This is a genomic window from Pseudomonas sp. GW821-FHT01E05, from assembly GCF_059422425.1.
The window spans coordinates 454291-478059 of sequence record NZ_JBWKWW010000003.1; the positions used below are offsets into that span (position 1 = coordinate 454291).

Below are 23769 nucleotides of genomic sequence, written 5' to 3' on the forward strand. Positions count from 1 at the left end.
GGTGTTGCTGCGAGGCGGATGAAACTGAATGATGGCAGACGTAACTACTCCGTCGTACTCGGACTCCAGAACGCTTGCACCACCAATGTCGAAGTGGAAATACGCGCCACCAATTCATCCAGCTCATCACCATCGACCGAGGTGGTGGCCAGCGTGGCCTCGATCTCCACCTCGTGGGCGCCGAACGCGTGCACATCGACATCGCTCGCCGGGTAATTGCAGCGTTCCAGCTCGGTTTCGAGCAACGACAGCACGGCCTTTTGCTGCGATCGGCGAGCGATAACGTAGACGATATTGGTGACCTCGGCCGAGACCACGTCCAGTGGCTGGCGGTTGATGTTGTTGACTATCGGCCGCAGCAAGGTGTTCGCCGCGAGGACGAACAGCGTGCCGAGCAGCGCTTCAAGGAGCAGATCGGCACCGGCGCAAGCACCGACTGCGGCCGAGGCCCAGAGGGTCGCTGCGGTGTTCAGGCCACGGACGTTGCCCTCCTCTCGCATGATCACCCCGGCACCGAGAAAGCCGATGCCGGAAACCACATACGCGACCACCCGCACGGCCCCTTCGGCGCCACCGAGACGGTTGGCCATGTCGACGAAAATCGCCGCACCCACCGCCACCAGTACGTTGGTCCGCAGCCCTGCTGTGCGCTGGCGGTACTGGCGTTCAAAACCTATCAGTCCACCGAGGATGAACGCCGCACTGAGGCTGACCAGGGTGTCGACCAGAGAGTCCAGGTTGATATTGTTGATCGCTTGCATGAATGCCTTCCTTGATTCTCGTGGCGAGAGGCTTTCGATCGTTCCCACGCGCAGCAAAGGAATGCAGCCCGTGACGCTGCGCGTCACAATTCAGAGCAGACGCAGAGCGTCCAGTGAGGCATTCCCACGCGGGAGCGTGGGAACGATCATCGGTTTATTGCCAGCCGAACCGGCGGATGTAGAAGCCTTTCACCGCCTGGGTCAGTGCCATGTACGCCAGCAGAATCACCGGCAGGAACACGAAGTACAGCGACGGCAACGCCTGCAGTTTGAAGTAGTGCGCCAACGGCCCCATCGGCAGGAAGATCCCAACCGTCATGATGATCCCGGTCATCACCAGCAACGGCGTGGCTGCGCGGCTTTGCAGGAATGGAATCTTCGGTGTACGGATCATGTGCACGATCAGTGTCTGGGTCAACAATCCGACCACGAACCAGCCCGACTGGAACAAGGTTTGGTGATCCGGCGTATTGGCATCAAAGACATACCACATCAAGGCGAAGGTCAGCAGATCAAAGATCGAACTGATGGGCCCGAAGAACAGCATGAAACGCCCGACATCGCCCGGCTGCCAGCGTTGTGGATTTTTCAGCATTTGCTCATCGACGTTATCGAACGGGATGGCGATCTGCGAGATGTCATACAGCAGGTTCTGCACCAGCAGGTGCATCGGCAACATCGGCAGGAACGGAATGAACGCGCTGGCCACCAGCACCGAGAACACGTTGCCGAAATTCGAGCTGGCAGTCATTTTGATGTACTTGAGCATATTGGCGAAGGTCCGACGGCCTTCCAGCACGCCCTCCTCCAGCACCATCAGGCTCTTTTCCAGAAGGATGATGTCGGCCGCTTCCTTGGCGATGTCCACCGCGCTGTCCACCGAAATACCAATGTCGGCGGTGCGTAGCGCCGGCGCATCGTTGATCCCGTCGCCCATGAAACCGACCACATGCCCGTTACCTTTGAGCAGTCGAACGATGCGCTCCTTGTGGGAAGGTGTCAGCTTGGCGAAGACGTTGGTGGTCTCCACCGCGACGGCCAATTGGGCATCGCTCATGCGTTCGATGTCATTGCCCATCAACAGGCCTTGTTGCTCCAGCCCGACTTCACGGCAGATCTTCGCGGTCACCCGTTCGTTGTCGCCGGTCAGCACTTTCACTGCCACGCCGTGGGCTGCCAACGCTTTGAGCGCGGGCGCGGTGCTTTCCTTCGGTGGATCGAGAAACGCTACGTAGCCGATCAGCGTCAGTTCCTGCTCATCCGCCAGGCTATAGATATCGCGCCCGGTTTGCATGGCTCGCGCGGCAACTGCCACCACCCGCAGGCCTTCTTCATTGAGCTCGGCGGTGACCTGACGAATCCGCGCCAGCAACTCATCGGTCAAGGCTTCCTCGGCCTCGCCATGGCGCACACGTTTGCACACCGCCAGCACCTCCTCCACCGCGCCTTTGCAGATCAGCAAATGCGCTTGATCCTGCTCCGCCACCACCACCGACATGCGCCGCCGGGTGAAGTCGAAAGGAATCTCGTCGACCTTCCGGAACGCGGTGCCGACTTTCAGCTCACGGTAGACTTCAACGTGCTCAAGCACCGCCACATCCAGCAGGTTTTTCAGGCCGGTCTGGTAGTAGCTGTTGAGGTAAGCCATTTCCAGCACGTCCTCGGACTCTTTGCCCCAGACGTCGACATGTCGCGCCAAAAAGATCTTGTCCTGGGTCAGGGTGCCGGTCTTGTCGGTGCACAGCACGTCCATGGCGCCGAAGTTCTGGATCGCATCAAGGTGTTTGACGATGACTTTTTTGCGCGACAGAAACACCGCCCCTTTGGCCAGGGTTGAGGTGACGATCATCGGCAGCATTTCCGGGGTCAGGCCCACGGCGATAGACAGCGCGAACAGCAGCGCTTCCATCCAGTCACCTTTAGTGAAACCGTTGATGAACAGCACCAGCGGCGCCATCACGAACATGAAGCGAATCAGCAGCCAGCTGACCTTGTTGACCCCCGTCTGAAACGACGTCGGCGCACGATCAGTGGCACCGACCCGCTGGGCCAGGGCTCCGAAATAAGTGCTGTTGCCGGTGGTCAAAATCACCGCCGTTGCCGCGCCGGAGACCACGTTGGTGCCCATGAACAGGATGTTCGTAAGTTCCAGCGGGTTGCGGGTCTCGCCGTCTTGCTGACGGGGGAACTTCTCTACCGGCATCGATTCGCCGGTCATCGCTGCCTGGCTGACGAACAGGTCCTTGGCGCCGAGCACACGGCAATCAGCGGGGATCATGTCGCCGGCCGAGAGCACGATCAGATCGCCAGGCACCAGTTGTTTGATCGGCAACTCGATGCGCTGCGCGCCTTTGACCGCCACCGAAGCGCCATGGAACCTGCCGAACAACGGCGCAGCTTCAGCGCTGAAATCGCGACGCATCACCGTCGCGGTGTTGCTCACCATCGCCTTGAGGGCATCGGCGGCCTTGTTGGACTTGGCTTCCTGCCAGAAGCGCAGCAGTGTGGAGAGCACGACCATAGAGAAAATGACCGTGGCGGCTTTCATGTCATCGGTCAGCCAGGAGATGACCGCAAGCAACGTCAGCAGCAGGTTGAAGGGGTTTTTGTAGCAGTGCCACAGGTGGGTCCACCATGGCAGGGGTTGCTCGTGCTCGACCTCGTTGAGGCCATATTGCTCACGCAGCGCATTGGCCTCGATATCGCTCAAGCCATCGCTGTGGCTGCCAAGTTTTTCCAGCAATACAGGCGCTTCACTGTTGGCCGCAGCGACCAGGGTTTGCGCCAGAGTCGGCGGTACCTCACGGTTGACGGTGACGTCAGTGAAACTTTCCAACAGCGCCAGTCGGCGGAAGTGCCGGGCAAAGTGCCGGGTCCGCAGGAAGCCGGCAAAGATTTCTTTCAACAGGGTGAGCTTCATGGTGTTACTCCCGCACCGCCTGCGCCTCACCCTCTTTCAGGTGACTACGCAGGCAGCCTTAAATCGGAACAATCAGTCATAATTTTTGTGGTCTCGAGGAAGGGCTTTACGCCCGCAATAATCGCAGTCGTACCGGCAGCGCAGGTCGATGTTGCCGGCGATGAGTCAGAATATTGATGATGCCCATGGCTGTTCCCCCCTAACGGTCAGAGCCAGGAAACCTTCGAGCAGGTATGGCCGACCCGAGGCCTTGCCCGAGTAACAGGCAAAGCGGGTTTGGCCCGCCGGTCAAAAATGACAGGCGCGTCCGTAGCACAGCGATGCGGCTCAAGGCCGGGCATCACGCACTGTTCAGTGTCGATGAGAGAGACGTCGGGATGCAGGCCAGGACTGGCCGCGATCGGAATGCCGCTTCTCGCTTTTCGGCGAGACAACGGCACAGGAGACTGCGCGTTATCTTGCCGAGAATATGCCGGTTACCGAAACCGGCCGACTACTGTCACTCGAACAAGTACCCACTGTGGGTCTCCGCTATTGATGAAAACGCGCGAAGCTTACGCGCCGTTTTCCGGTGAGTAAACCTTCTATACATTTGCGCCTGGTGAATCAGAAAATTCTTCAGGAAGGGTTCAGGTTGGGGGCGAATACGGGTAACCGACTGGCATCAAGGCATGCCGCCGGTGATGATCCTGCAGGTGACTCTTGATCACCCGCAGCACTTTGGCCTCATGCTCATGGATGAAGAAGTGCCCACCCGCCAGCATGTCTATCGAAAAGCTGCCGTGGGTCTCCTTGCTCCAGCCAATCAACTGCTCGGTGCTGGCCCTGTCGGAGGTGCCGCCGAGGACATGCACCGGGCATTTGAGCAGAGGCCGGGCCAGCGGATGGAAACTGCCGCATAACAGAAAGTCCGCGCGCAGGACCGGTAACGCCAGGCTCATCAGTTCTTCATTGGCCAGCACTTCTTCACGGGTCCCTTCAAGGGTGCGCAACTGGTCGATCAGCTGCGCGTCCGTTCTGGGCACGGCCAGTTCCCGATCGTACTCCGCGCGCAGGGTCGGCGCCGCGGTGCCAGAGGCAAACAACGCCACCGGTTCCGAACACCCCAGCGAGCGAAACGCATGGGCCATCTCGTACGCCAGCAAGGCGCCCAGGCTATGGCCGAACAACGCATAGGGCGCCGTCAGGGACGGCTTGCACTCGCTGGCCAGTTGCAGCACCAGCGCGCGCATATCGGTCTGTAATGCTTCGTCAAAACGTGCGCCACGGCCCGGCAATTCCACCGGTTGCAAATGCAGCCACTCAGGCAGTTTGCGCCGCCAGCGGCTGTAGACCATGGCACTGGCCCCGGAATACGGCAGGCACAACAGTGTCAGTTTGGTCACCGCGCTTACCTCAATGGGTTGTCTGTAAAGAGAACGGACGAAGGCACGCGTAAATTAGCGATCCTGAATGACTCAACTGCTCAAACATCGGTAACTCTCTACCGCCACACCCAATACCACCACACCCGCTACCTGCGACTCACCGGAAGTCGATACCTGAAAATCGAAAAAACCCGGCACTGGGCCGGGCTTGAACACGCCAACCAATCAAAACTCAGTCGTGTTTGAAGTTGTGCTTGTGTTTGTGCCTCTTGCCACCGGAATGACTCTTGCCACCGTCGTTGGACAAGTTGCTACCCACTGCGCCACCCGCTGCGCCACCGAGGCCGGCACCGATGGTGGATCCGGTCGACCCGCCCACCTTGTTACCTATGATCGAACCACCCGCCGAGCCGAGACCGCCACCAATGGCGGCGTTAGTCTTGCTGCCCTTGCGAGCGCCTACCGCACTCCCCGCTGCGCCGCCAACACCCGCGCCAATCGCCGCACCGGTGCTGCCCCCCATTTGCCGGCCAACCATATTCCCTAACGCGCCACCAAGACCACCACCAACGGCGGCCGTACCATCGCCCGCCGCCATCGCACCTTGGGCGAGCAAAAGCCCAATAACCAGAGTAGGCAGTGTTAAACGCATGATGTGAACCTCAAGAATGCTGACTATTGGGAAAATGAATATTTTGGATAATGACATGTCCAGCCTCTGGGTCTACCAGACCTGACTAGTTGTGAAGGTTGGACATTTCGTTTAAGGAAAGAGTTTTCACACAGGCAAAAAAAACCTGTTCGCACCCCGCTTGATCACTCGCTCGCAGGTCCCGCTGACGGGTACCAAACGTTGACCACTACTGAGGTTTTTCGCCATTGCCAATGCGCTTGGCAACATCTATCGCCAGGTCCATCGCGCCCTCCATGTCCAGATTATGGATCTCAGGCCTGTAGCCCTCCACGATTGGTTTCCCGTCCGGCGTGTAAGCGGCAACGAGCAACTGCAGGGAGCCGTCCTTCAGGATCTGCGCCTTCACCTCAATCTTGCATCCATTCGAAAGCGTTTCCACGTAATCCACATGGCGCTCAGTCATAACCGCATCCTTCTGAAGTTTAAATCTCAGTAAGGCATACGCCATCCAGTCACGCCACTCCTGACGACGTATCCCCATGCTTACCGGAACAAAGGGGTAGATCTACTTAATCTACCTCCTTTTCCCAGTCCTGAATCACAGACACACCCCCACTACCTCAGACCTTCTTGGCATAGTTACTTGCACCAAACCAATCCACCACCACCACAGTCTCGTCCCCGACCACCCAAGCGTCGTGACCTCTAGGCAGTGACGTGATGTCTCCCGGCCCTGCAATGATCTCAGTACCGTCATCCATGCGAATGGCAAGCTTACCGGCGACGTGATACTGGAAGTGCGGGGCCTGGCAACTAGGTGTCTGTGCCAAAGGTTGAATGTCATTCGACCAGCGCCACCCAGGTTTGAATGTGAAGCGTCCAACCTCTGAATTGCCAATCTTGAGGATTTCCGCTTTTCCGTGTGGAAACTCGCGGGTTTCATCGGGTTCCGAGAAGGATTTATGCTCGGTTATTTGCTCATGAGCGAACATGATATGGGCCCTCAATTGAGTGGCTGGAAAGCCTGCAGGCAGCGCAAAAGCGTCTAACCGCCAACAAGCCATCGGCATCGCCCCCCATTGATGCGCCTGATAATTCTAGTCCTTAAATCGTGGGAAGCTGACGATCGAAATCATTGAAATCCCGTTGATCGGGCCCTCGATACTTTTCCAGACATGCCGGGAAAAATGGCGTTGCATTTCATCGCCACAATATTGACGTCGGCACGCGATAAGCGCGCAATACTTCTTCACCGATTGCCGCCAGGGAAAATCAAAATGGCAAACATCACAGTGTTAGCGGGGGATTTCCTGCAGGGTGATGGAGAATATCGAAATGGCACTTTCACCCTCAGAACCCCCCTCAATCGATGGCCTGGAATCACCCTCCCCCTTTCGGCGCTGAAAACGCTGGAGGTTGCCAATGAGGAATCTATAAAGAAAGTCAAAGACGCCATAGGTCTCGGTATAGCAGGCGCAATGTTGCTCGGTCCCATAGGGGCTATCGCCGGTTTTATGTTGGCGGGCAAAGAGACCGAGGTGACTTTTATAGCGACACTCAAGGACGGTCGAAAGCTGCTGGCTGCTGTTGACAGTACGACCTATCAAGAGATTTCACGGCGAGTTCATGCATAGCGTCTTCCTTTGAAAGCACACCGCACCACTGAGGTGGTGCGGCGTACCTCGCGCCCATTTGAACTTCTGCATTGCGCCAAGGGGTTACTGGCTTGGCAGGGGAACTTCTCGCGGCGCTGGTACCAGTTCGGGTATGGCTGGCAGCGTCACGGGTTTGGCGAGACTTCCTTCAATTTGTCCAGACAGGTAAAAGACCCCCGCCATCACCCCGGAGGTAGGGTTCTCAACAAGCTTAAGCCACGCCTGGTCAAAGGCGACGCTCAGGCTTTTGCGAACCTGCGCTTCAAGGTCCGGCCGTTCGCTCTCCTGGGTGATGGCGTGGACACCTGCCACTCCCATGGAAATCAGCGAGCCTACTACCCGGCCGGCTACCACAGCAATAGCGCCTGCAGCACCCCTGCCGGCGAGCTCAGCCTCCAGTTTTGCGCTGGTCTGTTTCGCCACTGACGTAATACCTGCGTCCGATGCCCCCGCTCCCACCCCTCCGGGGGCATTATGGATCCGATTGATCAGGGCTGCATAAGCCGGCTGCCTGGCGAGCGGATTGGCGTGGACAATCTGATAGAGCGAAGCGCTGTGGTCGGGTGGGGGCGCCAGCACGATCGCTGGAATGCCTTTGAGCCGCTGGTCGAATTGATCCGCAGAAACACCATAGCGCTGCGCTATTTCCTGAAGTTCTTTGCCCAGGACCTGGACGTAGAGTTGCGTTGCCTGCATCAGAATCGTATCGGGATCGATCTCCACGGCGGCAGGGGCCAGCACGCGATCGTGGTACTGCTCCTGCAAATAGGCAGTCAATCGTTTTGCCGAAGGATCTGTCTCGCCCTTTGCGTTCAGCGTGTACCAGGTCACCTTCATGGACAGCCATTCCTGGGTCCAGTAGTTGGTATACCACGGAATGAAGTCCGACTCGGTGCGCTGGTAGACGAGGTCCCTCCAGTGCTCCATGGAGCCGCGAGCATAAGTTTTGGCTTGCTCTGTCGCGGCTTGCGATGCGGCGACGATGTCCCGATCGACTTGCTGCCAGATACTCTCCGTGATCGGAACCGGCGCAGTCACTTCAGGGACGCGATAGGGTGTGGCGCAACTCACCAACGCAACCATCAAGACGACGATCAGGGATCGCAAATTCAAGATCGCAGCCCCCCAAAACAGACTCGACAACGGTAGCCCATCCGCCATCGCAGATGTTTCAACCAAGCCCTTCACGCTGCTCATACCGGTTTATTTGCTCTGCAATCCTCAACGGGCGCTCTCTTCCTCCCAACAAGCTGCAGATGGTGCCTTTGCAGCCTTTCCAGCCCCCCATCCGAACGGAACATTCAGCGCGTCCGTCTACGGTGCATTAAGTATAGGTGGCGAAAAAGGGATCAAAAAAATCCGGCGAGAAGGTACGGTTTCGGCTCACACCCAGGCCAGTCATCCGCTGACGAATGAGGACGGTCCGGACGTCATTGGCATCCTTGAACATGCCCTGAATCCCTGCCGCTGGTCCCAAACCGCCTTTTTTCAGACGACAGAAACCACGAAGCCCCTGACTTTCTCCAGGAAAGTCAGGGGCTTCGCGTGTTTCTAATATGGCGGCGAAGGAGTCCGCCACTTTAGTGTTTCTAGAAGTCCATAGGCGGTTAATTACCTCAATAAAAATTCTATAAAAACATACAGTTGACGAAGATACTTTCTTTTGTGATCCAAGCGTAACTACGGGAAGCCAGGGTCCAAGGTATGGGCTGGAGTATGGGCTGGCATTCATTTAGATTGAGTCGTCAGCCTTTCATAGGAGGTGATCGATGGCATCTCTTACGACCAAAGCGGTAGAAAAAATAGTCAGATCGGGTTTACCCGGAATGACCAACGATGGTGACGGCCTCTACTTAAAACTCGGCCGTACCGGTGGCGCCAGTTGGATCTTCCGCTACAAGCTCGCTGGCAAGAGCCGAGACATGGGACTGGGTAGGCACCCCGAAGTAAGTCTTGCGGTAGCCCGCGAAAAAGCAGCAGAAGCCAGAAAGCTGAGTAAGTCCGGCGTTGATCCGCTTACCTGTCGGGATGAGGAGTTGGAGCGGCAATGGCTGGAAAAAGAAGCTGAACGTTTAGCTCAGGATGCAGCCAGGGCCAGCAAACCCAGAGCATCAACGCCAAAACCGATCGTGCCATCGGTGTATCCCGACTTATAATCCAACATGAAACCTTGCGCCCACTCTTCGGTTTTTGAAGGGGCAGCGGTGCCATCACGGTTGTCGTTATTGAAGTAGTAGTTTTTCACTCCCAAGGTAGCTTTACTATCACGTAGGAAGTCAGCATACGCTTGGGTACTCAGAGCAATACTGCTCAGCGCAAAAATTATAGAAACTTTTTTTCTTATTCACCTATAGCGCTCCGGTTTTTTATTTTAATCAACACAATCAATACAAAAGACAGCCAATCCGCAACAATACAAACAGAGAACTGTCAGACAGCTTTTATCTATATAAAAACATGCAGCACGAAAATTCAAATACTTAAATCTCTACTACCACTTTTCCAGCCATTATTTAACCAGCTCCAAAGCATCGCCTATCAACGCTGATAACGCCAATCACATTAAACATACAGCCCCTGACTAAACGGATCACTCAGCAATAATCATTACTACTTCTACGAGCATGCTTTAGACAGGGGAAATGTTGTTCGGTCAATATGTTTTGCTAGTCGGCGGTTTGAGCCAAATCAGCCACTGACCTATTACGTTGTCGATACAAGACCATCGTTGCCGAGAACCCGCACAACGCTGCGAACATCAACCAATATGCCGGAGACGCCTTGTCACCGGTTGCCTGCACCAGAAAGGTCGACATCGCCGGGGTAAACCCACCAAAAATTGCGGTCGCCAGGCTGAAGGCCAAAGAAAAACCCACCACCCGCACATTCTGTGGCATGACTTCAGTCAACGCCGCGACCATTGCACCGTTGTACACGCCGAAGAAGAATGAGAAGTACAGCAAGACCACCAACAACCGCTCAAAACTGGCGGCCTCAGCAAGCCAATGCATGGCCGGATAAGCTGTAAAAATACACAGCAGCGAGATCGCCAACAGCAGTGGACGACGGCCGATTCGATCTGAAATCGCACCGCCGATGGGCAACCAAATGAAATTGCTGAGGCCCACAAACAACGTCACCACCAGGCTATCAGTGGTGCTCAAGTGCAGCACCGTTCTTCCGAACGTCGGGGTGTATACGGTGATCAGGTAGAAGGTAGTCGTGGTCATCGATGCCAACAGTCCACCCGCCAGCACTGTGCGCCAGTTTTCCCTCATGGAGCGGAACACTTCAGCAGTACTTGGATGATGCGCACGAGCCTTGAACGCTTCGGTTTCCTGCAACGAACGACGAATGATGAAAATGAACGGGATGATCACGCAGCCGATGAAGAACGGAATGCGCCAGCCCCACGCAGCTATCTCGGTTGCATTCAGATAGGCGTTGATCCCATAGCCCAACGCCGCCGCAAGGATGATCGCGATCTGTTGGCTGGCCGACTGCCAACTGGTGTAGAAACCAGTACGGCCCGGCGTTGCGATCTCGGCCAGATAAACCGACACACCGCCCAGTTCTGCGCCAGCCGAGAAGCCCTGAAGCAATCGACCCAACAGCACCAGAATCGGTGCCGCGACTCCAATGCTGGCATACCCCGGTACCAATGCGATCAGAACCGTGCCGCATGCCATGATCGACAGAGTCACAATCAAACCCTTGCGACGACCCACCTTGTCGATGTAAGCGCCAAGCACGATGGCGCCCAATGGACGCATCAGAAAACCCGAACCGAATACGGCGAAGGTCATCATCAGCGAGGCGAACTCACTGCTTGCAGGGAAGAACGTCTGGGATATGTAGGTTGCGTAGAACCCGAACAGAAAGAAGTCGAACTGTTCGAGAAAGTTGCCGCTGGTAACCCTTATGATGGCGCCGAATTTTGACGTCCGGGATCGGGTGTTTTCCGTTTTTATTTTGGTCATGGTTACAGTGATACTCGATATTGTTATTGGAATAGAGGTTGTGACGGTCAGTCACTGCCGGCGTTGATCGGGCTGGGTAGACGTTTTTCGATGGAGTACTTGAGTAGCGCGGCGCTACGGAAGATACCGTGGGCGAATTTGCTGTAGGGCATGGTTAGAAAGAACGCCATAACCAGTCCCAGGTGGATTGCCAGCAGCAGGCCCAAGGCGCTGGTCTCGCGCAAAGCGAGCAATGCCAGGCCGCTGGAACTGACCAGCAACAGCAGCGCGATGAATCCGCGATCCATGGGTTTCTGGTTCTCATCTCCCTGTTCCGGGTTGCGACGCAGATTCATCCATAGCAATCCGGCCGGGCCCACCAACAGGCCGGTACCGCCGAGGATTCCGAGCATCACCGGCAGACTGAAGATTGGGTATGGGGCAGACCAGTCAAGCAGGAGGTGATAGAGCGTGGCCACAGCCGTGGCGGCGAAGCACAGCATGAAGCCGTAGAAGGTGAAGTGGTGGAAGCGACGGCGCCATAAAGTGAATTTGTCATCGTCGTTGTTGCAGCCTTCTGCGTGGCCGCCGTCCAGATACTTGAGCTGTGCGACGTTGGCTGTGGCTTCCAGGGCGGCAGAGGTTTTCAGTGGTAGCGGCGCGTCGGCAGGTGAGACGTTACGCCAGAAGCTTCGTACTCCGATTGTCAGGGCCAGTGCCGCAAAGCCGAACACTGCGCCAAACATTAGGGCCAGTGTGTTGTGCGGGAAAATACCGTAGAAATTGCCACCCGGTATGGCCGTGAACAGATTACCCATCACCACCAGGGTCAAGCACAGAAACAACGCCAACCCGCCACCTGAAGCCAGAGCCAGGGTTAGGCCGTTACGTTGGTAAAGCTTGCCCAACGGCTGCGGCCAAACGTACTCGGCATAAGTGTTCAGACGCACCTTGGCCATTGCTTTAGGCACATTGACTGCAAACTCATGGGGCGCTGCGTACTGGCACGCCGAAAGGCAAGCTCCGCAGTTGTGGCATAGGTTCGCCAGGTAATGGATGTCCGCCTGCGTGAACTCCAGACGCCGGGTCATGGCCGGAAACACCGCACAGAAACCTTCGCAATAGCGACAGGCATTGCAGATGGTCATCTGCCGCTCAACTTCACTTTCCTCCAGATTAAGGACTGGGATCAGTTGGCTGGACGCTTGGGGATCAAACAGTTGCATGACGAGATTCCGATATCACAGTAGAAGGGCCGAAACCCACCGAGGCCGCCGCCTGAACGCCAGCGATACGCCCGAAAGCGGTGCCTATGGCCATGCCGATGCCGGCGGTGTATCCCTTGCCCAGCACGTTGCCCGCCATCATTTCTCCGGCGACAAACAGATTCGGACTGGCTTTACCTTTGAAGTACACAGCAGCAGTTTCGTCGGTGGCCAAGCCCAGGTAGGTGAAGGTCACACCAGGTTTAAGCGGATAGCCATAAAACGGCGGTTTGACCAAAGGCCGTGCCCAGTGTGTCTTGGCAGGTGTCAGGTCATTCGTGTGGCAGTCGTCCAGGGCGGTGTGGTCGAAAGTTCCGACCTGACAGGCACGGTTGTAGTTTTCGATGGTTTGCATGAACTGCGCTTCTGGCAATTCCAGAAGACGCGCGAGCTCTTGCAGTGAGTTGGCCTTGGTACCGGGAAAAACCGGCGGCATGAAGCGGCCGATCGCCTGCTGGTCGATGATCGAATACGCCTGCTGGTTGGGTTGACCAGCCACCAGCCGACCCCAGATTGCATAGCGCTTGGGCCAGAAATCTTCGCCTTCGTCGTAGAAGCGCTCGCCGTCGCGGTTGACCACCACGCCCAACGACACGCAGTCGATGCGGGTGCAGATCCCACCGTCGTAAAGCGGCGCCCGGGCGTCGATGGCGACCATGTGCGCCTGTGTCGGATCGCCTATGATGTCAGCGCCGAGATCCTGCATGCGGCGCAGCAACACCCCGGTATTGAAACGCGTGCCACGGATCAGAAAGTTATCCGACGGCCATTCGCCACGTTCGTTTTGGCCCCAGGCCTCGCGCAGCCATTCGCGGTTGGATTCGAAGCCACCTGCTGCCAGCACGCAGGAGCGGGCTTCAACACGTTCGGCAGGCAAATGCTGTCCATCGACCTCGCGCTCGCCTATGTGTGCGGCGACGAATTTTCCATCTTTCAGCTCGATATCGGTTACTTGAGCGTTGTAGCGAATCTTGACGCCCAGGCGTTCAGCGCTACGAAAGTACGCATTGACCAGTGCCTTGCCTCCGCCCATAAAGAACGCATTGGTGCGCGCTACATGCAACGCGCCGGACAGCGGCGGTTGGAAATGCACCCCGTGGGATCGCATCCAGTCGCGACACGAGGAAGAGGCGCGAATGGCAATGCGTGCCAATTTTTCATTGGTGATGCCGCCGGTAACTTTGAGCAAGTCCTGCCAATATTCTTCTTCCGGATACGCGTCGACCAGCACATCCTGCGGCGCATCATGCATACAGCGCAGGTTGCGCGTGTGTTGTGAATTACCACCGCGCCAGACCTTTGGCGAGCCTTCCAGCAACATCACGCTGGCACCGGCTTCCCGCGCCATCAGCGCCGCGCACAAGGCCGCGTTACCGCCACCTATAACCAAAACATCGACCATCGTTTCTCCTCAATTCGCAAGCAGACGGGAACGAGTTGCTGCTGGCAAGTGGGCGAACAGTAGTGCGACGTCCAAGGGGGCGAAAGGCGGGTTTTTACATGGGGGCTTTAGTTTTGCTAAAGGGGGGAGAAGTGAATTCTCTTCGGGCAGCGGCCCCTTTGATCGCAACAGTATGCGAGGCGAACAACTATTGAGTGGGCGGCATTGCCTGTAAGGCATACGTTCGGTGATATTGTTCTAAGTCTCAAATTTCCTCAATCAAACGCGCTCCGGGCCACTGCCGATCATTGACCAAGTGCCGCACTACATCGGTTATCACGACCCGCGTCGCCAGAGCAGCAGGGGATAGTTCGTCGTCAGCAAGAGTCGCCAGCAAATTCCTACGCCCAACGTGCGCATCAGCGATCTGTACCAGCGACAGTCCCGATGCCCCTTCTAATGCTGCGGCGGCACCTGGTTGAATCGTAGCGGCGTGTCCGGCCCGTACCGCGTTCATCAGCACGACTAGTCCGTCTACCTCCATGATGATGTTAGGCGTCACGCCCGAGCGTTCAAATGCGGTCATCAGAGTCGCACGCAGCCCATGTTGGGAGCTGGGCATCACCAGAGGCAGTTGACCAATATCTGCCAGTTGCACGCTGTCGCCGCGCGGTGCGCCTGGCAGTTCTCGGGAGGTAATCACGAATAGTTTTTCGTCCAGCAACGGCGTCACGCTCCAGCGCTTGCCTCCTTCGAGTTGAAACAGGATTGCCAGATCGATCTGCCGCGCATTGAGCTGCGCCGCGAGGTGCCCGGACAGCATCTCCACCAGGTGCAGCTGGATGTCCGGGTAACGCTCGCGCATTGCATTGATCAACGGCAGCGCTAGAACCGTGGCAGTGGTGGGTGGCAGACCGACACTGACGTATCCACTCATGCGCCCGCGATGTGCTGCCAGGATCGCGTTCTCCGCCTGGCGTAAGGTCAACTGGGCGTGGTGCAGGAAGGCGAACCCGGCGCTGGTCGGAGTCACGCCAGTGCTGGTACGGTTTAGCAGGCGAGTCGACAGTTCACTCTCAAGCTTGCCGATCTGCTGGCTTAGCGCTGAGACGCCGACGTCCAGCTCCAATGCAGCACGGCCAAGGCTGCCATGCTCGACGATCTTCACGAAATAGCGCAGTTGCTTGAGTTCCAAGGGGAAGCGACTCCGGACGAAGGATAAACAAGTAGTCTACCTTTTGCCTGAACTTCGTGTCGGCCATCGGCTGGGTGATTACCAATAGGTCGGCTTTTTCCTTTGTCTTTTATTCGTTTAAGGCTGGGAGGTGTTTAGTATCCTGAGCCGTCTGTGCTGGGTATCTACCTATTTATGTTAGGGCAGTTTTGCCCCAGCAGATGGGCGATTCCGCATCAGCGCCTACACTCTGACTCATTATCTCCCTTCGCATCCCCCCAATCCGGGTGACTCAGCACACTGGCCGCCCGCAATGTCCCCCTGCCCCACCGCCCGTTGATCTTGTCCAGCACCGCCCTAATCCTGCTCGCTTCGTTCGGCTGGGACATTGCGAACAGATCATCGGTGTATTCACCCGGTTGGCAAAGATTGAGTAGCAGAACCTTGGTGTTGGCACCGACTCCGAATTGACCTACGTGCCGACGCAAGACTGACCCAACTCCAATCGGCAGAAATCCAGCACAGGAAATGGTTCACGAGGAATCAGACTGGGTCAGTGGCATCTCGGTAACTGGGTCAATTCGGCGTCGGCGCCAACAGACAATCGCTGGCAAGCGTTCGTGCGTTGATGTCGGTCAAATGATAATCCCGATTACAACGAGGCGAGTCAGATCGATCGATGGACCGCTGCTGGGCTGCACCGCTTAGAAACTGTCGAAAAATCAGCCTTTGGTCGTAAAGCACTGAGCCGTCCAGGGTATGGGCCAAAGTATGGGCTGGATTTTTTTTCAGAAACGCAGAAACGAAAAAGCCCCGAATAATCAGGGCTTTAACGTTTAAATGTGGCGGTGAAGGAGAGATTCGAACTCTCGATACAATTTCTTGTATACACACTTTCCAGGCGTGCTCCTTAAGCCACTCGGACACTTCACCGTATCTCTTCAAACATGTTCTGTCTGTCGAGGCGCGCTAATGTAGTCGAAAGCTTTTCCGATGGCAAATATTTTTTTCAGAATTTTCATGCGCTTAGGCATTTATGTCGCTCGGCGCGATTGGACCTTGTGTTCGGCCATGGCAAACCGGCCAATCTCTGGCCTGGCCTTCACCTCTATATAGAGAGCAATACGCCGCCGGCGTGGCCGGCTACGCTTGCCGGGCGGACAAAGGCTGACTCATCAGTCAGTCACGGCGCTTTACCTGACCTACCGCGGTGGGTAACGTCTGCCCCACTTCATTACAAGGAATAGCGTCATGAGTGAGTTGATTTCTTACCACCTCGAAGACGGTATCGCGACCCTGACCTTGAGCAATGGCAAGGTCAATGCCATTTCCCCGGACGTGATAGCTGCTTTCAATGCTGCGCTGGACCAGGCAGAGAAGGATCGTGCGGTAGTGATCATTACCGGTCAGCCAGGGATTCTGTCGGGCGGTTATGACTTGAAGGTGATGACAGCCGGCCCTAAGGAAGCGGTCAGCCTGGTGACGTCGGGGTCGACCCTGGCTCGTCGCCTGTTGTCTCACCCCTTCCCGGTCATTGTCGCCTGCCCCGGGCACGCGGTGGCCAAGGGTGCCTTTATCCTGTTGTCGGCCGATTACCGGATCGGTGTCGAGGGTCCGTTCAGCATTGGCCTGAACGAAGTTCAGATCGGCATGACCATGCACCACGCCGGTATCGAGCTGGCCCGTGATCGCTTGCGCAAGTCGGCATTCCATCGTTCGGTGATCAACGGCGAGATGTTTGACCCGCAAGGCGCGGTGGATGCGGGCTTCCTCGACAAGGTCGTGGCACCGCAAGAGTTGCAAGCCGCTGCGCTGGCAGCCGCGCGTCAATTGAAGAAGATCAACATGACCGCCCACAAGAACACCAAGCTGAAAGTGCGCAAGGCACTGCTGGAGACGCTGGACAACGCGATCATCCAGGACCAGGAACATTTGGGCTAACGCTCGAGCGCATCAATGAGAAAGCCCGGCCTCTATAGCCGGGCTTTTTCTTGTACCCGCCGTTTAAAGTCCCTCGGCCGCTCTAAACCGCATCTGACGCTATAAGTCGGAAACATGCGCTTAAACATCGGCCATCTCCCACGTCTATACAGGCAATTGCCGAAAACAGTGCACATCCGTACACTGCGCCACCTTTTGTCCCGGCGGGCCTGTAAATGCTGTATTTGTTTCGTATGTTATTGATGAGCCTGCACTTTATCAGCGCTGGCGTGCTCGGGGTATTGCTCGGGCTGTGCCGACCGTTCAATCCGGATAACAGTCGTTTGTGCGCCCGTCTCTACGCCTGGCCGGCCATGTGTATTTTGCGCCTGCGGGTAAAGGCCGAGGTCGGTCCGCTGATGGACAACCCCCCAGGTTGCGTGATCATCGCCAATCACCAGTCCAACTATGATTTGTTCGTGCTCGGCAACATAGTGCCGCGGCGCACAGTGTGCATCGGCAAGAAGAGCCTGAAATGGGTACCGTTATTCGGGCAGTTGTTCTGGCTCGCGGGGAATGTGCTGATCGACCGTGGCAACGCCCACAAGGCCCGTCAATCAATGCTGACCACCACCCACACGTTGCGGCACAAGGACACCTCGATCTGGGTGTTTCCGGAAGGCACGCGCAACCTCGGCGAAGACTTGCTGCCATTCAAGAAAGGCGCATTTCAAATGGCCATTGCCGCCGGAGTGCCGATCGTCCCGGTGTGTGTCAGCAGCTATATCAAGCAAATGCGCCTGAACCGTTGGCGCAGCGGCAAAATCCTGATCCGCTCGTTGCCGGCAATTCCCACCGCCGGGTTGAGCCTGGACGATATGCCGATGTTGATCGCCCAGTGCCGCGAGCAGATGCGCGCGTGCATCGAGTCGATGGATCAGCAGCTACAACCGGCCTGATGCCAAGCCTGCCTCGTGCGGGCTTTTTTTTTGCTTGCGAACTACCGCATTGTTGCTGACTCTGATCAGGTAGAGCACGCTAAGTTGCACCATGCCTGCCACTGCCATTTGATAATAAAAAGCGGACAACCATTATGGGTAGAGTCGTTGCTGCTGCCGTTTACAGCGCTGGTAAGAGAATCACCAACATCACCCTCGATGAAGGCAGTGTCTGGGCCGCAAAACCTGACCATTTCGTCTGGATCGGCCTGGAAGAGCCCACCCCTCAAGAGCTGGCCAGCCTGCAAAAACAGTTCAACCTGCACGAACTGGCCATTGAAGACGCCCTGGAAAAACACAGCCGACCGAAACTGGAAACCTTCGGTGACGCGCTGTTTATCGTGATTTACTCGCCAATTCGCCACGAGGGCAAACTGGAGTTTATCGAGACTCTCATTTTCGCCGGCAAGGGTTACATCATCACCGCCCGCTACGGTCATTCCGCGTCCTACGCCCATGTGCGTCAACGTTGCGAGGCGCGACCGCTGTTGCTCGGTCATGGCGAAGACTTTGTGCTCTACGCCCTGCTCGATTTCGTCATCGAAAACTATCAGCCGGTCAGCGAGGCGATTCATGCCGAAATCAATGAGCTGGAACGCAACGTGCTGAGCAGTTCACTGAATGAACGCGATATCCAGAATCTGCATGGCTTGCGCCAGGATTTGCTGCGCTTGCGCCGGTACGCGGCGCCGATGGTTGAGATCAGCGAAGAACTGCAGAAGCTGACGTTTCCGTTTATCGACAAGAGTATGCGCCCGTACTTCCGCGACGTGCAGATTCATGTGACACGGCAGATGGAAGACCTGGCAACGTTGCGCGATATCGCCAGCCAGACCATCGAGATCGGCGTGTTGCTGGAGGCGTCGCGGCAAAGCGTGGTGCAACGCAAGTTCGCAGCCTGGGCGGCGATTCTGGCGCTCCCGACGGCTATAGCCGGGATTTATGGGATGAACTTCCAGAACATGCCTGAGCTGAGCTGGCACTACGGTTATTTTTCGGTGATGGGGTTTATTGCGGTGGGTTGTGTCGCGTTGTGGGCGAGCTTCAAGCGGTCGGGGTGGCTGTAAGCGCTCTTTTGTAGCCGCTGCCGCAGGCTGCGATCGACCGAGGATCGGGCGTGCTTTTCGAACCGCAAAAGCCCCTACGGGACTTATCGCAGCCTGCGGCAGCGGCTACAGGGGCTTAAGCGGATTCAGCCTTCGGCTTATGGGCAACGAATCGCATCATCCACTCCGCCACAGTGGCGCCGTGGTGTTCATGGGCCAGGCTGGCTACGCCTTTCTGGTAGACCTGCTCGCCAAGGTGCTGCTGACGGATCTCCAGCAACGCGCGCGAATAGTCGTGGATGAACTCAGGGTGGCCCTGGAAACACAGAACCTGATCGTTGATGTGATAGGCGGCGAACGGGCAAAAATCGCTGGAGGCGATCACCGTGGCGTTTTCCGGCAGCGCGGTGACCTGATCCTGATGACTGATCAACAAGGTCAGCTCTTCGACCACCGGACTCATCCACGGCGCTTTGGCAGCCAATGTGTAGCTGTGGGTGCCGACACCCCAGCCCTGGGTCGCGCGCTCGCTCTTGCCGCCCAGCAGCAACGCCAGCAACTGATGGCCGAAGCAGATGCCCAGCAGCTTGTCGCCACGCTCGTAGCGCGCCAACAGGTAAGTCTTGAGGGTTTGAATCCACGGATCAGTGCCAAAGGAATCGGCCTTGCTGCCAGTGACCAGATAGGCATCGAAACTCAAATCATCGCTGGGGTAGTCGCCTTGCATCACGTTGTAGACGGTGAACTCGGCAGCGATCGGTTGCTGTGAGAACAGGCGCTGGAACATCTGCCCATAACCCTGATATTGATCGACCAGTTCTGGACGCAAGATGTCGGTTTCCAGAATGCAGATGCGTAACGACATAAAAAGTACCTGACACGATTAGGCGATAGTGCGCACGTTTGAGCCTGCCTTGAAATGCCGTTGCAAGGCAAGCCCGGAACGTACCGCCGGGCAGTCGGGAACCTTCGGTCAGAACAGCTTCCCTTGAGCCGCTTTCTCCAACAGCAATGCCGGCGGTGCGAAACGTTTGCCATATTGCTCGGCCAGGTACCGGGCGCGGGCAATGAAGTCCTTCAGGCCGTATTGGTTGATGAACTGCAACGCGCCACCGGTCCAGGCCGCGAAGCCTATGCCGAAGATCGAACCGATGTTGGCGTCGGCCGTCGAGTGCAGCACGCCCTCCTCCACACAGCGCACGGTTTCGATTGCCTGCACGAACAGCAAGCGATCTCGTACGTCTTGTGCTGATATCTGAGCGTCGGCTTTTTCGAAGCGCTTTTTCAACTCCGGCCACAGGTGCTTTGGCCCCCCGGCTGGATAGTCGTAGAACCCCCCACCCGCCGCTTTGCCCGGGCGTTTGTAGTCATCGAGCAGTAGATCGATCACGGCAAAGGCCGGATGCTGCGTCAGCGGTTTCCCTTCGGCTTGCAGATCCTTGGCGGTTTGCTGACGGATATGGCTCATCAGGCTCAGGGATACTTCGTCGGAAATCGCCAACGGACCAATAGGCATCCCGGCCTTGCGCGCTTCGGTTTCGATCATCGGTGCCGAAATGCCTTCGCCAAGCATGGCGATGCCTTCGTTGGTGAAGGTGCCGAACACCCGCGAAGTAAAGAACCCACGGCTGTCGTTCACCACAATCGGGGTTTTCTTGATTTGCAGTACGAAATCAAAACCGCGAGCCAGGGTTTCATCACTGGTGTTGACCCCTTTGATGATTTCCACCAGCGGCATTTTTTCTACCGGGCTGAAGAAGTGCAGACCAATAAACTTTTCCTGCTGCGGCACGGCAGCGGCGAGGCCGCTGATGGGTAAGGTAGACGTGTTGGACGCAATGACCGCATCGGCACCGACCACGCGCTGCGCAGCGGACGTAACCCTGGCTTTCAACTCACGATCTTCGAACACCGCTTCGATGATCAGGTCGCAACCGGCCAGGTCAACATCCTGCTCGGTGGTTTTGATTCGCGCCAGGGTGATTTCCCGCTGCTCGGCAGTCAGTTGCCCGCGAGCGAGTTTTTTGTCGAGCAACGCCGCCGAGTGCGCTTTGCCCTTTTCGGCAGCAGCGAGGTTGATGTCCTTGAGTACCACCTCGATACCGGCCACGGCGCTGACGTAGGCAATCCCGGCGCCCATCATGCCCGCGCCGAGGACACCGACTTTGTGTGTCACATAGGGTGCGAAACCTTGTGGCCGGGAGCTACCGGCATTGATCTGGTTGAGTTGGAACCAGAAAGTGCCAATCATGTTTTTCGCCACCTGGCCGGTGGTCAGCTCGGTGAAGTAGCGGGTTTCGATCAATTGCGCAGTGTCGAAATCGACCTGGGCGCCCTCCACCGCCGCACAGAGGATTTTCTCTGGAGCCGGCAGGCAGCCATAGGTTTTGCTGCGCAGGATCGACGGCGCAATGGCCAGCATCTGCGCCACTTCTGGATGGGACGGTGTACCACCGGGAATCTGGTAACCACTCATGTCCCAGCGCTGCTTGACCGCCGGGTTGGCGACGATCCACGCCCGGGCCTTGGCCAACAGTTCATTGCGGTCAGCTGCCAGCTGATCAATCAATCCGGCCTGCAGTGCTTGTTGCGGTGTGACTTTTTTGCCTTCAAGCAGGTACGGCAAGGCTTTTTCCAGCCCCAGCATGCGCACCATGCGCACCACACCGCCGCCGCCCGGTAGCAGGCCGAGAGTCACTTCCGGCAAACCGATCTGCAGCGACTTGCTGTCCAGCGCCACCCGATGATGGCACGCCAGGCAAATCTCCCAACCACCGCCCAGCGCCGCGCCGTTGATCGCGGCAACCACCGGTTTACCCAGGGTCTCCAGCGTGCGCAGTTGACCTTTGAGCGACAGCACCATGTCGTAGAAGGCTTTGGCTTCGGGCTTGCCCACCTTGATCAGTTCATTGAGGTCGCCACCGGCAAAGAAGGTTTTCTTCGCGGAGGTGATGATCACCCCGGCGATCGACTCTCCGTCGGCTACCAGCTGTGCAACGCTGGCGGCCATGGCATCTCGGTAGACTGCGTTCATGGTGTTGGCTGTCTGGCCCGGCAGGTCGATAGTCAGGACGACGATCTGGTCCTGACCTTTTTCGTAACGGATAGCATCAGTCATGAAAGTGCTTCCTTGATGTCAGGGCTCAGAGGCGTTCGATGATGGTGGCAATACCCATGCCGCCGCCGACACAGAGGGTCGCCAGGCCGTAGCGCAGGCGCCGCACTTCCAGTTCATCGAGCAAGGTGCCGAGGATCGCGCAACCGGTCGCGCCAAGCGGGTGGCCCATGGCGATGGAGCCGCCATTGACATTGACCTTGTCCGGGTCGATGGCCATGTCCTTGATGAATTTCAGCACGACCGAAGCAAAGGCCTCGTTGACCTCGAACAGGTCGATGTCTTCGACCCGCAACCCGGCCCTGGCCAGCGCTTTGCGGGTGGCCGGGGCGGGACCGGTAAGCATGATGGTCGGATCGGTACTGATGACCGCCGTGGCGACCACACGCGCGCGCGGCTGCAAACCCAGCTCGCGACCTTTGGATTCAGAGCCAATCAGCATCAGTGCGGCACCGTCGACAATCCCCGAGCTGTTGCCTGGGGTGTGGACATGGTTGATGCGCTCCACATGGCTGTAGACCCGCAACGCCGTAGCGTCGAAGCCCATTTGCCCGATCATTTCAAAACTGGGTTTGAGATTGCCCAGGCCTTCCAGCGTGGAGCCGGCGCGGATGAACTCATCGTGATCGAGCAGGATAATGCCGTTTTGATCCTGCACCGGTATCAACGACTTCTTGAAGGAACCGTCCGCCCTCGCCCGTGCGGCTTTTTGCTGGGAGTGCAGCGCGAAGGTGTCGACATCCTGGCGGCTGAAGCCTTCAAGCGTGGCGATCAGGTCCGCGCCGATGCCCTGGGGCGCGAAATGGCTGTGCATGTTGGTTTGCGGGTCAAGTGCCCAGGCACCGCCGTCGCTGCCCATCGGTACACGCGACATGGACTCGACGCCACCCACCACCACGAGATCCTCGAACCCGGAGCGCACTTTCATGGCGCCGAGATTGACCGCTTCCAGCCCCGAAGCGCAGAAACGGTTGATTTGCAGGCCGGCCACGCTCACCTCCCAATCGGCAACGAAGGCGGCAGTCTTGGCAATATCGGCGCCCTGATCACCGACCGGCGTCACGCAGCCGAGCACAATGTCATCCACCTGGCTGGTATCGAGTTCCGTGCGCTGTTGCAGAGCACTCAGCAACCCGGCCAGCAGGTTCACTGGCTTGACGCTGTGCAAGGCGCCATCGGCCTTGCCTTTGCCACGGGGCGTGCGTAACGCATCGAAAATCAAAGCTTCAGTCATGACGTCCTCGAACCGCAGTACAGGTGAGTAATTGCTGAGTTCTCACATTAGGGTCTGTTGATGTTTGGTGGCGAATCGTCACCAAACATCAACAGACCCTACGCGCAGCAGCGATGGATTCAATGACCGAAGCGCTCACTGACCTTGACGGTCACGCTCAGACGAACGGTAGCGAGCTAATTGAAAACGAGGATTGAGCAACGGAACTGTCTAGCCAAAGGGCGGCCAAGCAACTGGCAATAAACCTCATGCCTTTTTTAAAGCGTTTAGCCAATGGTTGATACGAAATGGATCTAAACCAAGTGCAACGCGGCCCCTAAGGTAAACCGTAGGAGGTGGT

20 protein-coding genes, 1 tRNA gene and 2 pseudogenes are annotated in these 23769 nt (G+C 57.2%); 6 read left to right on the forward strand and 17 right to left on the reverse strand.

The genetic code is table 11. The features are described 5' to 3' along the window. Positions 1-44 precede the first annotated feature (44 nt). The 6 genes from AC07W5_RS08650 to AC07W5_RS08675 all read right to left on the reverse strand — a co-directional run bounded on the left by AC07W5_RS08650 (position 45) and on the right by AC07W5_RS08675 (position 6674). On the reverse strand, positions 45-761 hold the full coding sequence (locus tag AC07W5_RS08650; protein WP_494993934.1) for an MgtC/SapB family protein: 717 nt from the start codon (positions 759-761) through the stop codon (positions 45-47). A gap of 154 nt (positions 762-915) precedes the next feature. Beyond that, entirely contained in the window at positions 916-3681 is a 2766-nt protein-coding gene (gene mgtA / locus AC07W5_RS08655; RefSeq protein WP_495023178.1) for a magnesium-translocating P-type ATPase, read from the reverse strand. A gap of 629 nt (positions 3682-4310) precedes the next feature. Further along, on the reverse strand, positions 4311-5066 hold the full coding sequence (locus AC07W5_RS08660; RefSeq protein WP_495010689.1) for a thioesterase II family protein: 756 nt from the start codon (positions 5064-5066) through the stop codon (positions 4311-4313). A gap of 214 nt (positions 5067-5280) precedes the next feature. After that, complete coding sequence (locus tag AC07W5_RS08665) at positions 5281-5700, reverse strand: glycine zipper domain-containing protein (RefSeq protein ID WP_494993937.1); 420 nt, start codon at positions 5698-5700, stop codon at positions 5281-5283. Between the two features lie 208 nt (positions 5701-5908). Next, positions 5909-6145, reverse strand: coding sequence for a hypothetical protein (locus tag AC07W5_RS08670; RefSeq protein ID WP_494993938.1), 237 nt, complete (start codon positions 6143-6145; stop codon positions 5909-5911). A gap of 157 nt (positions 6146-6302) precedes the next feature. Next, entirely contained in the window at positions 6303-6674 is a 372-nt protein-coding gene (locus AC07W5_RS08675; protein ID WP_494993939.1) for a cupin domain-containing protein, read from the reverse strand. A gap of 285 nt (positions 6675-6959) precedes the next feature. Here AC07W5_RS08675 and AC07W5_RS08680 point away from each other — a divergent pair, with 285 nt between their 5' ends. Then, a complete protein-coding gene (locus tag AC07W5_RS08680; RefSeq protein WP_494993940.1) occupies positions 6960-7316 on the forward strand; it encodes a hypothetical protein in 357 nt (118 codons plus the stop codon). Between the two features lie 84 nt (positions 7317-7400). Here the strand turns inward: AC07W5_RS08680 and AC07W5_RS08685 are convergent, their stop codons facing one another. Continuing rightward, on the reverse strand, positions 7401-8375 hold the full coding sequence (locus AC07W5_RS08685; protein ID WP_495023179.1) for a hypothetical protein: 975 nt from the start codon (positions 8373-8375) through the stop codon (positions 7401-7403). Positions 8376-8394: 19 nt separating this feature from the next. Between AC07W5_RS08685 and AC07W5_RS08690 the strand changes: the two genes are divergently transcribed. Next, positions 8395-8892 (forward strand): hypothetical protein, encoded by a 498-nt coding sequence (locus AC07W5_RS08690; RefSeq protein ID WP_495023180.1) that lies wholly within the window; start codon positions 8395-8397, stop codon positions 8890-8892. Between the two features lie 214 nt (positions 8893-9106). After that, a complete protein-coding gene (locus AC07W5_RS08695; protein ID WP_494993943.1) occupies positions 9107-9493 on the forward strand; it encodes an Arm DNA-binding domain-containing protein in 387 nt (128 codons plus the stop codon). On the opposite strand, the pseudogene AC07W5_RS08700 reads toward AC07W5_RS08695, so the two are convergent. From AC07W5_RS08700 to AC07W5_RS08730, 7 genes and pseudogenes are all read right to left on the reverse strand, one after another. Next, positions 9427-9681 (reverse strand): annotated as a pseudogene (locus tag AC07W5_RS08700) (OprD family outer membrane porin); the annotation flags it as partial. The gene AC07W5_RS08695 and the pseudogene AC07W5_RS08700 overlap by 67 nt on opposite strands. A gap of 322 nt (positions 9682-10003) precedes the next feature. Next, positions 10004-11317, reverse strand: a complete 1314-nt coding sequence (locus AC07W5_RS08705; protein ID WP_495010692.1) for an MFS transporter — start codon at positions 11315-11317, stop codon at positions 10004-10006. 47 nt (positions 11318-11364) lie between these two features. Further along, positions 11365-12522: a tricarballylate utilization 4Fe-4S protein TcuB gene (tcuB, locus tag AC07W5_RS08710; RefSeq protein WP_494993945.1), complete on the reverse strand. Its 1158-nt coding sequence runs from the start codon at positions 12520-12522 to the stop codon at positions 11365-11367. After that, entirely contained in the window at positions 12509-13963 is a 1455-nt protein-coding gene (tcuA, locus tag AC07W5_RS08715) for an FAD-dependent tricarballylate dehydrogenase TcuA (RefSeq protein ID WP_495010693.1), read from the reverse strand. Before tcuA ends, tcuB begins: the two co-directional genes overlap by 14 nt. Positions 13964-14207: 244 nt before the next feature. Next, on the reverse strand, positions 14208-15137 hold the full coding sequence (locus AC07W5_RS08720; protein WP_494993947.1) for a LysR family transcriptional regulator: 930 nt from the start codon (positions 15135-15137) through the stop codon (positions 14208-14210). A 172-nt stretch (positions 15138-15309) separates the two neighbouring features. Beyond that, a pseudogene (locus tag AC07W5_RS08725) lies at positions 15310-15571 on the reverse strand (DUF4113 domain-containing protein); the annotation flags it as partial. Positions 15572-15959: 388 nt separating this feature from the next. Next, positions 15960-16049, reverse strand: a tRNA-Ser gene (locus tag AC07W5_RS08730). Between the two features lie 318 nt (positions 16050-16367). On the opposite strand from AC07W5_RS08730, the gene AC07W5_RS08735 reads away from it, so the two are divergent. The 3 genes from AC07W5_RS08735 (at position 16368) to AC07W5_RS08745 (ending at position 19101) form a co-directional block, all read left to right on the forward strand. Continuing rightward, positions 16368-17057, forward strand: a complete 690-nt coding sequence (locus tag AC07W5_RS08735; RefSeq protein ID WP_494993948.1) for a crotonase/enoyl-CoA hydratase family protein — start codon at positions 16368-16370, stop codon at positions 17055-17057. A gap of 215 nt (positions 17058-17272) precedes the next feature. Continuing rightward, the gene (locus tag AC07W5_RS08740) at positions 17273-17995 is read left to right on the forward strand and encodes a lysophospholipid acyltransferase family protein (RefSeq protein ID WP_495023181.1); all 723 of its coding nucleotides are present in this window, start codon (positions 17273-17275) and stop codon (positions 17993-17995) included. A 134-nt stretch (positions 17996-18129) separates the two neighbouring features. Next, positions 18130-19101 (forward strand): magnesium and cobalt transport protein CorA, encoded by a 972-nt coding sequence (locus AC07W5_RS08745; RefSeq protein WP_494993950.1) that lies wholly within the window; start codon positions 18130-18132, stop codon positions 19099-19101. Positions 19102-19216: 115 nt separating this feature from the next. Here AC07W5_RS08745 and AC07W5_RS08750 read toward each other — a convergent pair whose 3' ends face one another. The 3 genes from AC07W5_RS08750 to AC07W5_RS08760 form a co-directional block, all read right to left on the reverse strand. Then, a complete protein-coding gene (locus AC07W5_RS08750) occupies positions 19217-19945 on the reverse strand; it encodes an amidotransferase (RefSeq protein WP_494993951.1) in 729 nt (242 codons plus the stop codon). Between the two features lie 108 nt (positions 19946-20053). After that, positions 20054-22198: a 3-hydroxyacyl-CoA dehydrogenase NAD-binding domain-containing protein gene (locus AC07W5_RS08755; protein ID WP_495023182.1), complete on the reverse strand. Its 2145-nt coding sequence runs from the start codon at positions 22196-22198 to the stop codon at positions 20054-20056. A gap of 25 nt (positions 22199-22223) precedes the next feature. Then, positions 22224-23429, reverse strand: coding sequence for an acetyl-CoA C-acetyltransferase (locus AC07W5_RS08760; RefSeq protein ID WP_494993953.1), 1206 nt, complete (start codon positions 23427-23429; stop codon positions 22224-22226). Positions 23430-23769: the final 340 nt, after the last annotated feature.

Coding starts and splice junctions, on each gene's coding strand:
- AC07W5_RS08650 (WP_494993934.1), bottom strand. CDS start 761: ATGCAAGCGATCAACAATATCAACCTGGACTCTCTGGTCGACACCCTG.
- mgtA (WP_495023178.1), bottom strand. CDS start 3,681: ATGAAGCTCACCCTGTTGAAAGAAATCTTTGCCGGCTTCCTGCGGACC.
- AC07W5_RS08665 (WP_494993937.1), bottom strand. CDS start 5,700: ATGCGTTTAACACTGCCTACTCTGGTTATTGGGCTTTTGCTCGCCCAA.
- AC07W5_RS08670 (WP_494993938.1), bottom strand. CDS start 6,145: ATGACTGAGCGCCATGTGGATTACGTGGAAACGCTTTCGAATGGATGC.
- AC07W5_RS08675 (WP_494993939.1), bottom strand. CDS start 6,674: ATGTTCGCTCATGAGCAAATAACCGAGCATAAATCCTTCTCGGAACCC.
- AC07W5_RS08680 (WP_494993940.1), top strand. CDS start 6,960: ATGGCAAACATCACAGTGTTAGCGGGGGATTTCCTGCAGGGTGATGGA.
- AC07W5_RS08695 (WP_494993943.1), top strand. CDS start 9,107: ATGGCATCTCTTACGACCAAAGCGGTAGAAAAAATAGTCAGATCGGGT.
- AC07W5_RS08705 (WP_495010692.1), bottom strand. CDS start 11,317: ATGACCAAAATAAAAACGGAAAACACCCGATCCCGGACGTCAAAATTC.
- tcuB (WP_494993945.1), bottom strand. CDS start 12,522: ATGCAACTGTTTGATCCCCAAGCGTCCAGCCAACTGATCCCAGTCCTT.
- tcuA (WP_495010693.1), bottom strand. CDS start 13,963: ATGGTCGATGTTTTGGTTATAGGTGGCGGTAACGCGGCCTTGTGCGCG.
- AC07W5_RS08735 (WP_494993948.1), top strand. CDS start 16,368: ATGAGTGAGTTGATTTCTTACCACCTCGAAGACGGTATCGCGACCCTG.
- AC07W5_RS08740 (WP_495023181.1), top strand. CDS start 17,273: ATGCTGTATTTGTTTCGTATGTTATTGATGAGCCTGCACTTTATCAGC.
- AC07W5_RS08745 (WP_494993950.1), top strand. CDS start 18,130: ATGGGTAGAGTCGTTGCTGCTGCCGTTTACAGCGCTGGTAAGAGAATC.
- AC07W5_RS08750 (WP_494993951.1), bottom strand. CDS start 19,945: ATGTCGTTACGCATCTGCATTCTGGAAACCGACATCTTGCGTCCAGAA.
- AC07W5_RS08755 (WP_495023182.1), bottom strand. CDS start 22,198: ATGACTGATGCTATCCGTTACGAAAAAGGTCAGGACCAGATCGTCGTC.
- AC07W5_RS08760 (WP_494993953.1), bottom strand. CDS start 23,429: ATGACTGAAGCTTTGATTTTCGATGCGTTACGCACGCCCCGTGGCAAA.